The organism is Deinococcus sp. (assembly GCF_025362455.1).
In the GTDB taxonomy this organism is placed as follows: Bacteria; Deinococcota; Deinococci; order Deinococcales; family Deinococcaceae; genus Deinococcus.
On the sequence record NZ_JANYGJ010000020.1, the window covers coordinates 1 to 11,573 of the forward strand.

Here is an 11,573-nt window from a genome sequence, read left to right on the forward strand (position 1 = left end):
CTTATTTTAAACGCTTACCAACCAGGGCGAAAAAACGGTAGCAATTAACAAATCGCTAGTTTGGCAATGCCTCCATTGAAAGTCTTATCATGCATTAAATTTATTTAATCGCCATTAGTTTTCATTAAGTGACTATTTTCATGTTCTGGACAAGAACGCGCCTGGGCACGCCACTCCTCCCGCTCGGTAAACCTAAAGCTTGACAAGGAGATACCTAGGAGCGCCGCCGCCGTTTTTTCCCTAGACTGCGCTCCATGACACTGCGCTCCATGACGTTTTCTCTGGCTGACAGCGGCCTGTTCGTAGAGGCGCCCGGCGGCGGCGCCCGGCTCGGCGACCTGCCCCTGATCGTGCTGGTGGGCGTGACCGGGGTCGGTAAAAGCACCGCCCTGAACGCGCTGGAGCAGCCGCACTGGCGGGTGTTGCCAGACCGGCGCGACCTGACCGACGCGGTGATGATCCTGCCGCTGGCCGGGCGAGCCGTCACCGACCGCCAGGAGCGCTTCGCCCTGAGCGCCCGCTACCGCCAGGCGCATCCCGGCGGCATGGCGCAGGCGCTGGGTGAGCTGTGGGCGCTGGATACTGTCGCCTCGCTGGTCTTCGACGGCCTGCGCGGGCTGGCTGAGGTGCGCTACGCCGCCGAGCAGTTTCCCACCTGGCGTTTCGTGAACCTGCACGCGCCCGATTTGACACGCGTTCGCCGATTGCTGGGCCGCGCCGACAGTTTCGACGGTGTGTCTGGGAATGCACGGTTCCAGACCACCGATCTGTACGCCGAACTGGCCGCCCTGGACGGCATCGAGGCGGTGTTCAGCCCGCCGCAGCGCCTTGAGCTGGCCGGACTGGTGGGGGAGGGCCACACCCCGGCGGAGATTGTGGCCAAGACCCGTATCGTGCTCAGCGAGCGGCGCCACTACGACCCGGCGGCGGCGGGCGCGTATCTGGCTGGTCTGGACGCCCGGCGCGTGCTCGACCTCGACACCGCCGCGCTGGACCCGCAGCAGGTGGCCAAGCGGCTGCGTGATTGGCTGCGTGACTGGCTGTGACCTCCGGAACTAAGATCGCCCGCCTGGAGGCCGTGCCCTACCGACTGCCGCTGCACGGTGAGCTGGCCTGGGGGGCGCACAGCCGTCTGAGCGCCGCCGAGCACGTGCTGGTGCGCGTCCACCTCGAAGACGGCACGCTGGGCCAGGCCGAGGCGCCGCCGCGCCCCACCATCTACGGCGAGACGGTGGCCAGCATCCAGGGCATCCTGGCGCACCTGGAGCGCCAATTTGTAGGGCTGGACATCGAGGACACAGCCGCGCTGGAGGCCGTGCGGGGCAGCGTGGCGCACAACCTCACCGCTCGCGGGGCGCTGGACATGGCGCTGTGGGACGCCCGGCTGCAAGCTCGCGGCCAGAGCCTGTTCGGCGTGCTACTGGGGCCGAATACCCGCGTGCGGGCCTCCTTCATTCTGGGTATCGCCGCGCCCGGCGTCATGCTGGCCGAGGCGCGGCGCGTGGTGGAAAGCGGCGTGCGGGTGCTCAAGGTCAAGGTGGGCCGGGACCACCGCCGCGACCTGGAGGTCATCGCCGCCCTGAGCGCCGAGTTCGGCGACGAGGTGGCCCTGTACGCCGACAGCAACGAGACGCTGACCCCGGATCTGGCCCCCGCCGCCCTGGACGCCATGCGGGACGCGGGTCTGATGTACGTCGAGGAGCCGCTGCCGGTGCGGCTGCTGCGCGAGCGCCAGGCCCTGAGAGCCAGCGGGCGGCTGCCTATCGTGGCCGACGACTCGTGTTTCACGCCCGCCGATCTGGAACGCGAGCTGGAGTTCGGCACCTTCGACATCCTGAATATCAAGACCGCCAGGAACGGCTTTACCGACAGTCTGGCGATGCTCGCCCGCGCCCAGGCCTGCGGCAAAGGCGTGATGATCGGCTCGCAGGCCAGCAGCGGCCTGGGCACCCTCCACGCCGCCCTCCTCGGCACCCAGGCGGGCGTGACCGAGCCCTGCGAGCTGAGCTTCGTGCTGAAGTTGCGCTCCGATCTGCTGAACGCGCCCATTGAATTCAAGGACGGGTATCTGGACGTCGCCGCATTGGCCGGGCACCGCATCGACGAGGAGTTGCTGTTGGCGGCGCGGGTTTGAGTGCTCTGCGACGCAGCGGTTCTGGCGGTCACAACCCTGTCAGAGCGGGCCTGTTACGGTATGAGAGATGCCGCAAGACCTGATGAATTCCGACATGCTCAGCGCCCTGGCCCTCCCACTTCTGTTCGGCATCGGCGCCGGACTCTGGATCTACGCCAACCGCAAGGAGCAGCGCCCCAAGCTGCTGCTGACCCTCTGCCTGATGTTCGTGCTGGGCGCCTGGGGCTACTCGCAGCAGCAGTCGGCGGCGCTGCTGACCCTGCTGCTGGCCTTCATGCTGATGCTCGGCGGCCTGCTGCTGCACCACTGGGAGATGCTGGTCGTGCCGGTGCGGCGGCGCAGGAAGTAGGGGCCAGAGCTGCTCTAGCCTTCCACGCCGCTAGCCTTCCACACCGCTAGCCTTCCACACCGCTCAGGTAAAACCAGCGGCCACCCTCCTGCACGAAGGTGCTGCGTTCGCGCAACTCGTGGCGTCCACGCGCCTGGTACCGGGCGGTGAAGCTGACGGTATTACCCGACACCCGGCGCAGGCTCAGGCCGAGCCACTCCACGGCGTCAGGCAGCGAGTCGGCATCGTCCGGGCGGGTGCTGGGGTGCCAGGTGACCTGGAGGTAAGCCGCGCCCCGAAGCACGTGGGCGCTGTAGCGCGAGCGCATCAGGGTTTCGGGCGTGGGGGCAAACCGCTCACCGCTCAGCAGCGGGCCGCAGCACTGGCCATACGCCTGGCGCGAGCCGCAGGGGCAGGGCCGTCTGGGCGGGTACGATTGGGGTGTGTGGGGTGCCGACATCTGCTGATGTTAAGGGAAGCGTGTGGCCTGTGGCTTATGGGAACACACCAAGACCACTTCCCATCTATTGGCTTGAGCGGGCCTTCATGAGCTGGGCCTGCAAGTGTACGGGAGCATACTGGAATGCATGCCCGCCCCGCCGACGTCTAGCCCAGATTCGACGTCTGGATCAGGCCCGGCAGCCGACCAACCCAGCTCTCAACCCAGCGTCTCTCAACCCAGCGTCCGGACCGACGCGCAGAATTACCGCTGGGGCGTGCTCAACGGCCTCCTGGTGTCCACAGGCGACGGCTTTTTCAACGTGACGGTGGTGCTCTCAGGCTTCGCGGCGCGGCTGGGCGCCTCCAACACCGTCATCGGGCTGCTGCCTGCCATCGCCCAGGGCGGCTGGATGCTGCCGCAGATTCTGGTGGCCGCAAAGGTGCGCTCGCTGCCGTACAAGCTGCCGGTCTACCGCTCGGCGGCGGGCCTTCGCACGCTCTCCTACCTGGCGATGGTGCTCATCACGGCGTTTTTGTGGCACACGCCCGCGCTGTGCCTGGGCCTGTTCACGCTGGCCATGACCGTCAACGCGCTGGCCTCCGGCGTCTCCGGGCTGCCGTTTCTGGAGGTGGTCAGCAAGGTTATTCCCTCAGAGCGGCGCTCGGCGTTTTTCGGGGTCCGCAACCTTTACGGCGGGCTGCTGGCCTTCGGGGCGGGCCTGATCGTGCGGTGGATTCTGGGGTCTGGGCTGGCCTTCCCGTACACCTACGCCCTGATCTTCGCGCTGGCGACCGCCTTTTACACCGGGGGCTACGCCATGTTCGGCAGGGTGGTCGAGCCGCCCGACCCGCCGCAGCCGCCCAGCAATCTGCGCCAGGAGTGGCGGGCCATTCCCCAACTGCTGCGCGCCGACGCCCACTTCCGGGCCTTTCTGGGCGTGCGGCTGCTGCTGGCCTTCGCCTCGCTGGCCGATCCCTTCTATACGGTCTACGCCTTGCGTGTGCTGGAGGTGCCCGGCAGCATGCTCGGCGTATTTCTGATGACCATCACCGGGGCCGCGCCGCTCTCGAACGTGCTGTGGCGCCGCGTGGCCGAGCGCAAGGGCTCGCGCCGGATCATCCGCTACTCGGCGGCGGTGGCCTTCGCCGCGCCGATCACCGCGCTGGGGCTGGGGCAGCTCGCCTCTGGTGGGTCGGGTGGGGCAGGTGGCCCGGCCAGTCACATCGGCTGGCTGTACCTGGCGGTCTTCATGGCCTCCAGCGTGGCCACGCAGGGTTTTAACCTGGGCCACACCAACCACCTGCTCAACCTCGCCCCGGCGCATAGCCGCAGCCGCTACATCGGCACGCTCAACACGCTGGTGGGCCTGGCCCTCTTCGCCCCGGTGCTCGGCGGCGTCATTGCCGACGGGGCAGGCTACGGCGCGGTCTTTGGGCTGTCGGCCCTGCTGTTCGCGGCGGCCTGGCTGCTGTGCGGCAAGCTGCGCCGCGACGCCTGAGGGTTGTGGTCGAACGTGTCGTCTGGTCGGGGCGTCTCCAGTTCGCTGATTCCCGCTAAGTCAAGTACGTGTTCAGGGCGTGCTCAGGTGCTTTGTCAGGCAGGGGGGTTGAGATGACGGTATTCAGTCCAGAGGTTCAGGCATTCGTGATGGGGGCTGAGGCCGCGCTGGGACGGGAACTCCCCATCGTCGAGGCGTTCGGTTTCGGTGACTCGCCTCAGATGGCCGACGAGCTGGCGGCCCTGGTCCTGAGCGGCCAGAAGACCGCGACCTGCGGCTGGCCCGCTGATCTTGCGCTGCAAGAGGGCAGCTTCAGCGTCATGCTGAACGGACAAGGCGCCCCGCTGGCCGTCATAGAGACGCTGGAGCTGCGGGCCGTGCCATTTCTGGAGGTCGAGGCCCAATTCGCTTACGCCGAGGGCGAGGGAGACCGGACGCTTGAGTGGTGGCGCGACGCACACCGCCACTTCTTCTCCCATCTGCCGGAGGGCGCGGCCTGGAATGATGGTCAGGTGGTGCAGTGCGAGCGATTCCGGGTGGTGTTCGCGGGCTGATTTCAAGCCGAGCTGACCCTGAGCGCCCGCTTCGGGGTGCATTGTCCTGTGCCGGGCGCCCTAGACTGCGCTCATGGAATACCGCAAACTGCACGGCACCGACCTGACCCTCAGCGCCCTGGGTTTTGGCGTCTGGACCGTCGGCACGACCTGGTGGGGCGTCAAGGATGAACAGCTCGGCGAAAAGCTGCTGCGCCGCGCCTACGAGCTGGGCGTCACCTTCTTCGACAACGGCGACACCTACGCCTCTGGCCGCGCCGAGGAATTGCAGCGCCGGGCGCTGGGCGACGTGCGGGGCAAGATCGTGATTGCCAGCAAGTTCGGCTACGACATCTATGCCTTCCCCGAACGCCCCGGCCAGCAGGAGCGCCCTCACGACTGGTCGCCTGCCTATCTGCGCAAGGCCCTGGAGGGCAGCCTCAGGCGCCTGGGCACCGATTACCTCGATTACTACCAGCTCCACAACCCGCGCCTGGACGCCATTCAACTGGGCAGTGCCCTGGCCGACGACCTGTGGGCCGAGCTGGAGGCGCTCAAATTAGAGGGCCTGATCCGCGCCTACGGCACCGCCCTGGGACCGGCCCTCAACGAGCGCCAGATCGAGGAGGGCATTGCCACGGTCACACAGCGCCGCGCCCCTACCCAGATTATTTATAATTTGCTCGAACAACTGCTGGGCGAGCCGATTCTGAAGGTGGCCGAAGCCGAGGGCGTGGGCGTCATCACCCGTGTGCCGCACGCTTCCGGGCTGCTGGAGGGCTACATGGACATGAACACCACCTTCGAGCCGGGCGACCACCGCAACTGGCGCCTGACCACCAACGAGAAGCGCAAAGCCTGGATGGAAGACGGCCTGAAAAAAGCCGAGCAGTTGGGCTCAGACTTCGTTCAGGGCCGCACTATCGGCCAGCTCGCCATCCAGTTCGCCCTCCACTCGCCCGCCATGAGCAGCGTGCTGCCCAACATCTACAGCGAGGCCGGACTCGAAGAATACGTCGCCGCCTTCGCCGCCGCGCCCCTGAGCAGCAGCGACTACGCCGCCATCCAGACGCTGTACGCGGATAACTTCGGGCTGAGCACGAATCTGATCGGTGAGGTGGTGAGGTAGAGAGGGGAGTGGGTGGTGGGCAGTGGGGAGTGGGAACGGCGACATGGCCTGCACACCAGCTCCTGCTTCCATGCGCCTGACCGGACCACTCCCCACCTTCATCCGTTGATCTGTCCCACTACCCACTCCCTACTTCCAAGAGGCTCATCCATGTCAGACCCAACGCCCACCCCAGACGCTCCGTCCCGCCCCGCTCGCCCCAAGATGATGGTCGACCTCGATCCCAGCGGTCAGGTCACCCAGCGCGAACCGGACCGCGCCCAGCGGCAGTACCTGAACTACGCCTTCTACAAGCTCGACCGCGAGTTTCGCCGCTTGCCCCGTGAGCAGCAGGCCGAGATGAAGGCCGAACTTCAGGGGGCCATCGAAGGCTGGACCGACGCGCCCGCACCCAGGGGGCTGATTCAGCGCACCTACAGCACGGTGGGCACCCGTCCGGAGGCCGATTTCATGCTGTGGCGCATCGCCTTTGACCTGGCAGACTTTCAGGAAGCGCAGGCCCGCATCAACCGGACCCGCCTGGGCGGCTACCTGAGCCAGCCGCACAATTACGTGTCGATGCAAAAGCGCAGCCAGTACGTCAACCGCATCGAGGGCAGCGGGCACGGGCTGGAGCTGCTGCCGGGGCAGGGCAGCTACCTGTTCGTGTATCCGTTCGTGAAAACGCGGGCCTGGTACGACCTCTCGCCGCACTCGCGCCAGGGCATGATGGACGAGCACATCTATGCCAGCGGCCCCTTCAAGGGCATTCGCCTGAACACCAGCTACAGCTACGGCATCGACGATCAGGAATTCATCGTCGCCTTCGACAGCGAGTATCCGCAGGAGTTCGTCGATCTGGTGGGGCGACTCCGGTACACCGAGGCGAGCATGTACACGCTCAGCGACACGCCGATGTTCACCTGCATCAAGAAGGACGTGGCGGGGATATTGGGGGATTTGAGCTGAGAATTCAAAAACGTGGCGGAGGCTGCTGACTCGCCTCCGCCTGTTGTTGTTCCAGGCGTCTACCCGGCTGCATTCCGGCAGGCGCTCAGCGTCGCCTCACTGATCTGCCGGGTGATAAACATGCCAGGCACGAACTGAGTACCGAGTGGCAATGAGTAACCCTGGTGCTCCAGGCCGAAGCGGGCCAGGCTATCCGGGTCAGCCACCCAGAACCTGACATCCGGCTCTGATTTTCCTATGCAGGCGACATAGAGGTTGAGGGCGTGAACTCGTTTGTCTGGAATTCGCTGGTAAAAAGCCTGTTCCTGTGCGGTGAGCCGGAGCGTGTATTCATCAAAACCTGTCTGTACTTCTTTAGACTGGGCGGCGATCCAGGCGCGGTTGGATTCCTGACTGCTCTGCACGTCGCCGTGATAGACGACGGCGGCTTTGGGGCCATACGTGACCTTGCTGGCGGCTGGCAATATATAGTTGGCGCACGACGAGCCGCAAAGTCCATCCACAATTACTGCCAGGCCACGGTCCAACATCATGTTGCCGATCTTGATTGCAGCCTCAGCATCACCACCGTTGGAATCCACCCTCACCGTGTCGATCTGCCGTTCGCTGAGGGCCTTCTCGAAGGCTGCTGAAGAGTCCCGAACGATTTCCCCACTGAGCTTCAGCGTGTGCTCGTCGGTGGTTGCCACCCTGAACGCGCCGCCGGAGAGGCTGGGGGCGCAGGCGATGAGAGACGGCATCAGGCCAGCCAGCAGGCACCACTTCACAACTGTTTGTCCGGTCACCTACCCATTGTAAGCGGCGTTGGTGAGAACAGTTACATTAACCCGGCTACTCGCTCACTTGGTATAATCAATCGCGCCTTTCGCCACCAGCTTCATGCTCACTTCGCGGCTTTCATTGCCGTTGCTCAGGCTCAATCTGACGGTCTGGCCCACTTCGCGGCGGCGAATTTCGAAGATCACGTCGTTGCTGTTGCGGGTGCGCACATCGTCTACGGCGGTAATGATATCGCCGAAGCCGATCAGGTTACGCTTGCTGTCAAAGACGCTGCCGCGCAGCCCGGCTCTGGCGGCGGGGCTGCCGCTCGCCACCTCGGCCACCAGGCCACCGGAAGGCGTGGTCAGGCCGTCGTGGGTGTCGTCGAAGCGCAGGCCCACGGCGGGCACGTCGCGCTTCCGGCCACTTTCCAGCGCCTGCACCAGTGGGCTGCCGCCCGTCACCGGCACGGCGTACGAGGTGATGGTCTGGCCCTGGTCGTTGACCCGCACGTAACTGACCACGCCCATGACCTCGCCCTGGGCATTCAGAATCGGGCCGCCGGAGTCGCCGGGCGCCAGCGGGGCGCTCATCTCCAGGGTGTTTTGCGGAAAGCTGGCCTGGCCCGCCCGTGCGCCCAGGCGCAGCAGCCTGCCGGTGCGGGCCTGCAAGAAGTCCCCGCCGCTGTTGCCGATGGCCAGCACGCCCTCGCCGACTTTGGCCTCGCGCCCGGCGATTTTCAGAAACGGCAGCGGCCTACCCCCCGGATCGATTTTCAGCAGCGCCACGTCGGCGGCGTTGTCGAAGGCCGTGACGCGGGCGAGGTAGGTCTGGCCGTTCAGGGTCTTGACATGGATCAGCTCGGCGCCGTCCACGACGTGATACGCCGTCATGATCTGGCCGCTGCCGGAGATCAGGAAGCCGGTGCCCAGCCCACCCTGGAGCGTGCCGTTCTGACCGGGACTGACCTGATCGATCTCCACCGTGGCCGGGCGCGAATCGGCGAACAGTCGCCGGGCTTCGCGGGGTAGCGGATCTTCGAAGGCCGCTGCGGGCGACGCTGGCCCCAGCTCCGAGCTGGCCGTGCGCGGCGGCAGAAAATACGCCGCGCAGGCGATGATGAGCAGCACGGCAGGCCAGGGCGAGAGCTTCATACCCCAGACTGTAGCGCCGCGCCGCCCGCATGAGGGTGCCATCCGGCACGGTGCGGCCCGGCACGGTGCGACTCGGCACGCCGCGCATCAGGGCCGACAGTGAGGGTGCAGACCCATTGTCATGACTTTGCACGACGCGGCTTTTTATACTTGGGGACATGTTCAGACGCCCGCGCCCCCATGTTCCCCCGATTCAGGCTCCTGCTCCGGCGGCTCCGGTGGAACTCGCCCCGGCGGCGCTGCCTGCCCTCGCCAACGTGTATCCGGAACCCGAAGCGGGCAAGCTGATCGCCGAGCTGCTGACCCGCCCGACCCCGGAGGGCCTGCTCGAAAACGCCCTCTCGCAGCTCTCCATGCGCCTGGGCGATGTCAAGGGCTACGGCGTGCTGCGCCGGGGCCAGGACCGGGTGGCGGCGGTGCTGCTCTACCCGCGCAGCCTGGTGGGCCTGAGCCTGGCCGGACCCTGGACGGCGGCCCGCCCGCGCCTGACCACCAGCGGCGCCAGCGAACTGTACGCCCTGAACGACGAGATGCTTCACCCCCAGTTCGACGCGGCGGGCATGAACGCCGTCAGCGCCTCGATGGTGCTGCCGATTGCCGACAAGGGCCGCAGCCTGGGTGCCCTGGTGCTCGACCGCTACCAGGGCGGCGAATTTAGTGCCGAGCAGCAGGACAGCGCCCAGAAGCTGCTCTCGGTGGTCGCGCCCCTGCTGGGCCTGATGGACGCCCGCGAGGAAGCTCGCGCCGTGGCCCGCACCATCGCCTCCGGGGTGGCCGAGCTGACCGAGAGCCTGGATTTCGATTCGGTGGGTCACGCCCAGCAGGTCGCCGAGGTGGCCCTCAAGATTGGCCGCACCATGAACCTGGCCGAGCGCGAACTCGATGAGGTCTGGTTTGCCGCCACCGTCCACGACGTGGGCAAGCTCCACGGCGAGGAGGGCCACGCCCCGGTCAGCGCCAATCTGCTGCACGGCCTGTCCAGCTTGAACCAGGCCCAGCTCGCCGTGCGCCACCACCACGAGCGCTGGGACGGCCAGGGCACCCCCGACAAGCTGAGCGGCGAGGATATTCCGCTGTACGCCCGCATTCTGGCCGTCGCCAACAGCTACGTGCGAACCGGCGAGCTGAGCGTCCTGCGCGGCCAGGCGGGCAAAGCCTTCGATCCCAGACTGGTGGGGATGCTGGAGCGGAGTCTGCAATAGGGCGCGTGGCGCGTGGCTTGTGGAAACAGATGAACAGAGAAGGGCGGGTGGGCAGATGATGGCTCACCTGCTTTTGGCTTGCTGTTTGGAGGACTAGATACCCAGACGATTAGATACCCATAGATACCCAGTCGTCCCCTTCGTCTCTCGCCCTTCCCACAGGCCACCTAGGCTATGATAGGCGCCGTGCAGCGGGCCACCATGTTTCCTACTCTAGAGCGGCTCTACGGCCCGCTGAAGCCGCTGGATTCGGGGATGCAGAGCCGGGTCTACAGCGACGTGGCGCGGGGCCTGGTGGTCAAGGTCTACCGCAACAACCTCGGCGAGCACCGGCTCGAGGCGGACAACATGCGCCGCGCCGGAATGGGCGACTGGGTGCTGGGCGTCCACGAGGCCGACGGCGTGGAAGCCCTGGTGACGCGCTACTTTGCCGGGCATCCGCTGCTGGAGGCCGACGTGTTGCCCGCCCTGAACAAACTGCGCCCGGTGCTGGAGGCGCTGCACCGTGAGCGGCGCGGCGCGGTCGATCTGCCCCGGCTGCGCGAACGCCTGGGGCGCTTTCGCAGCGCCCTGGCGCCGTACCCGCTCGACGATCTGTTCGGGGCCATCGAGGGGCCGCTGACGCGCGGCGAGCTGGAGGTGAGCGCGGCGTTTTGTCACCTGGATCTGTGGCAGGACAACATCCTGATGAATGAAACGTCGGGTGAGGTGCTGGTCATCGACTGGACCAAGGCCGCCTGGGACGACCCGATGCGCGACCTGGCGCTGCTCAAGACCGGCACCCTCGATCTGCTGCCCCGCGCCGAGAGCATCCAGGCTGCGCTGGACATCGTGCCGGGCGACCTGAGTTCGCGCCGCCGCTTCCGGGCGTATCTGGCCCACAGCTACCTGCACGACCTGTACTGGTTTCTGATGAACGAGCCGTATGAATTCGATATGCAGCAAAATACCAAGCTGCGCCGCGCCCGGCACGCGCTCTCGCATCTGCCGGAGGAGTAGGGGAGGCGGGGCGCGGCGCGGTACGCCGTTGGGCCTTGGAGCAGTACTCCGAATTACGCCACGGGGAAAACAACCTCCCCGCGCCTCCATTCTGCGTCCTGCTCAGTCAAAACTACTCGCTCCGCTCGGTCACAAAAAGGGTCTTTTTATGACATCTGCTCTAGTTCAGACGACAAAGAGTTCAGATGACAAAAACCTGATGCCGACACCCTTTCCAGGCGTCGGCACCGAGGACGACGCGCTCAGCTTCAGGTGTTCGCGGCCCGGACGGGCGACAGGGAGTCCAGCTCGTCGTCGCGGTAGAGGCGTGAGCGGATCAGAAAGCGCACACCTTCGGGGGCCTCGACGGAAAAGCCGCTGCCCCGGCCCGGCACCACGTCCACGGTGAGCTGGGTGTGCTTCCAGTACTCGAACTGACTCTTTGACATGTAAAACGGTGTGCTGGCG

13 protein-coding genes are annotated in these 11,573 nt (G+C 66.1%); 9 read left to right on the forward strand and 4 right to left on the reverse strand.

Annotation, left to right across the window (positions count from 1 at the left end):
• Window positions 1-254 precede the first annotated feature (254 nt).
• The 3 genes from Q0R23_RS01360 to Q0R23_RS01370 all read left to right on the forward strand — a co-directional run bounded on the left by Q0R23_RS01360 (window position 255) and on the right by Q0R23_RS01370 (window position 2,483).
• Entirely contained in the window at window positions 255-1,046 is a 792-nt protein-coding gene (locus Q0R23_RS01360; protein ID WP_293909554.1) for an ATPase, read from the forward strand.
• Complete coding sequence (locus Q0R23_RS01365) at window positions 1,043-2,134, forward strand: enolase C-terminal domain-like protein (protein ID WP_293909557.1); 1,092 nt, start codon at window positions 1,043-1,045, stop codon at window positions 2,132-2,134. The genes Q0R23_RS01360 and Q0R23_RS01365 overlap by 4 nt, the downstream gene beginning before the upstream one ends.
• 67 nt (window positions 2,135-2,201) lie before the next feature.
• Window positions 2,202-2,483 carry a hypothetical protein gene (locus Q0R23_RS01370; protein ID WP_293909559.1) on the forward strand — a complete coding sequence of 94 codons (282 nt, stop codon included), beginning with the start codon at window positions 2,202-2,204 and terminating at the stop codon, window positions 2,481-2,483.
• 46 nt (window positions 2,484-2,529) lie between these two features.
• On the opposite strand, the gene Q0R23_RS01375 is transcribed toward Q0R23_RS01370, so the two are convergent.
• Window positions 2,530-2,922: a YchJ family metal-binding protein gene (locus tag Q0R23_RS01375; RefSeq protein WP_293909562.1), complete on the reverse strand. Its 393-nt coding sequence runs from the start codon at window positions 2,920-2,922 to the stop codon at window positions 2,530-2,532.
• Window positions 2,923-3,049: 127 nt separating this feature from the next.
• Here Q0R23_RS01375 and Q0R23_RS01380 point away from each other — a divergent pair, with 127 nt between their 5' ends.
• From Q0R23_RS01380 to Q0R23_RS01395, 4 genes are all read left to right on the forward strand, one after another.
• Window positions 3,050-4,402 carry an MFS transporter gene (locus Q0R23_RS01380; RefSeq protein ID WP_293909565.1) on the forward strand — a complete coding sequence of 451 codons (1,353 nt, stop codon included), beginning with the start codon at window positions 3,050-3,052 and terminating at the stop codon, window positions 4,400-4,402.
• 113 nt (window positions 4,403-4,515) lie between these two features.
• Window positions 4,516-4,956 (forward strand): ASCH domain-containing protein, encoded by a 441-nt coding sequence (locus Q0R23_RS01385; protein ID WP_293909568.1) that lies wholly within the window; start codon window positions 4,516-4,518, stop codon window positions 4,954-4,956.
• 73 nt (window positions 4,957-5,029) lie between these two features.
• Window positions 5,030-6,064 carry an aldo/keto reductase gene (locus Q0R23_RS01390; RefSeq protein ID WP_293909571.1) on the forward strand — a complete coding sequence of 345 codons (1,035 nt, stop codon included), beginning with the start codon at window positions 5,030-5,032 and terminating at the stop codon, window positions 6,062-6,064.
• 204 nt (window positions 6,065-6,268) lie between these two features.
• Complete coding sequence (locus Q0R23_RS01395) at window positions 6,269-7,012, forward strand: chlorite dismutase family protein (RefSeq protein ID WP_293909585.1); 744 nt, start codon at window positions 6,269-6,271, stop codon at window positions 7,010-7,012.
• A 59-nt stretch (window positions 7,013-7,071) separates the two neighbouring features.
• On the opposite strand, the gene Q0R23_RS01400 is transcribed toward Q0R23_RS01395, so the two are convergent.
• A complete protein-coding gene (locus tag Q0R23_RS01400) occupies window positions 7,072-7,797 on the reverse strand; it encodes a hypothetical protein (protein ID WP_293909574.1) in 726 nt (241 codons plus the stop codon).
• Window positions 7,798-7,851: 54 nt separating this feature from the next.
• Complete coding sequence (locus tag Q0R23_RS01405) at window positions 7,852-8,925, reverse strand: S1C family serine protease (RefSeq protein ID WP_293909577.1); 1,074 nt, start codon at window positions 8,923-8,925, stop codon at window positions 7,852-7,854.
• Between the two features lie 158 nt (window positions 8,926-9,083).
• On the opposite strand from Q0R23_RS01405, the gene Q0R23_RS01410 reads away from it, so the two are divergent.
• Window positions 9,084-10,127: an HD domain-containing phosphohydrolase gene (locus Q0R23_RS01410; RefSeq protein WP_293909580.1), complete on the forward strand. Its 1,044-nt coding sequence runs from the start codon at window positions 9,084-9,086 to the stop codon at window positions 10,125-10,127.
• A 201-nt stretch (window positions 10,128-10,328) separates the two neighbouring features.
• Window positions 10,329-11,126, forward strand: coding sequence for a phosphotransferase (locus Q0R23_RS01415; RefSeq protein ID WP_293909583.1), 798 nt, complete (start codon window positions 10,329-10,331; stop codon window positions 11,124-11,126).
• 248 nt (window positions 11,127-11,374) lie between these two features.
• On the opposite strand, the gene Q0R23_RS01420 is transcribed toward Q0R23_RS01415, so the two are convergent.
• A partial coding sequence (locus Q0R23_RS01420; protein WP_293909121.1) for a DUF779 domain-containing protein occupies window positions 11,375-11,573 on the reverse strand: 199 nt, incomplete at its 5' end.

Excerpts from the sequence above, each read along its gene's own strand:
- Q0R23_RS01360 (WP_293909554.1), top strand. The coding sequence starts at position 255 with ATGACACTGCGCTCCATGACGTTTTCTCTGGCTGACAGCGGCCTGTTC.
- Q0R23_RS01390 (WP_293909571.1), top strand. The coding sequence starts at position 5,030 with ATGGAATACCGCAAACTGCACGGCACCGACCTGACCCTCAGCGCCCTG.
- Q0R23_RS01385 (WP_293909568.1), top strand. The coding sequence starts at position 4,516 with ATGACGGTATTCAGTCCAGAGGTTCAGGCATTCGTGATGGGGGCTGAG.
- Q0R23_RS01405 (WP_293909577.1), bottom strand. The coding sequence starts at position 8,925 with ATGAAGCTCTCGCCCTGGCCTGCCGTGCTGCTCATCATCGCCTGCGCG.
- Q0R23_RS01395 (WP_293909585.1), top strand. The coding sequence starts at position 6,269 with ATGATGGTCGACCTCGATCCCAGCGGTCAGGTCACCCAGCGCGAACCG.
- Q0R23_RS01370 (WP_293909559.1), top strand. The coding sequence starts at position 2,202 with ATGCCGCAAGACCTGATGAATTCCGACATGCTCAGCGCCCTGGCCCTC.
- Q0R23_RS01380 (WP_293909565.1), top strand. The coding sequence starts at position 3,050 with ATGCCCGCCCCGCCGACGTCTAGCCCAGATTCGACGTCTGGATCAGGC.
- Q0R23_RS01410 (WP_293909580.1), top strand. The coding sequence starts at position 9,084 with ATGTTCAGACGCCCGCGCCCCCATGTTCCCCCGATTCAGGCTCCTGCT.
- Q0R23_RS01415 (WP_293909583.1), top strand. The coding sequence starts at position 10,329 with ATGTTTCCTACTCTAGAGCGGCTCTACGGCCCGCTGAAGCCGCTGGAT.
- Q0R23_RS01375 (WP_293909562.1), bottom strand. The coding sequence starts at position 2,922 with ATGTCGGCACCCCACACACCCCAATCGTACCCGCCCAGACGGCCCTGC.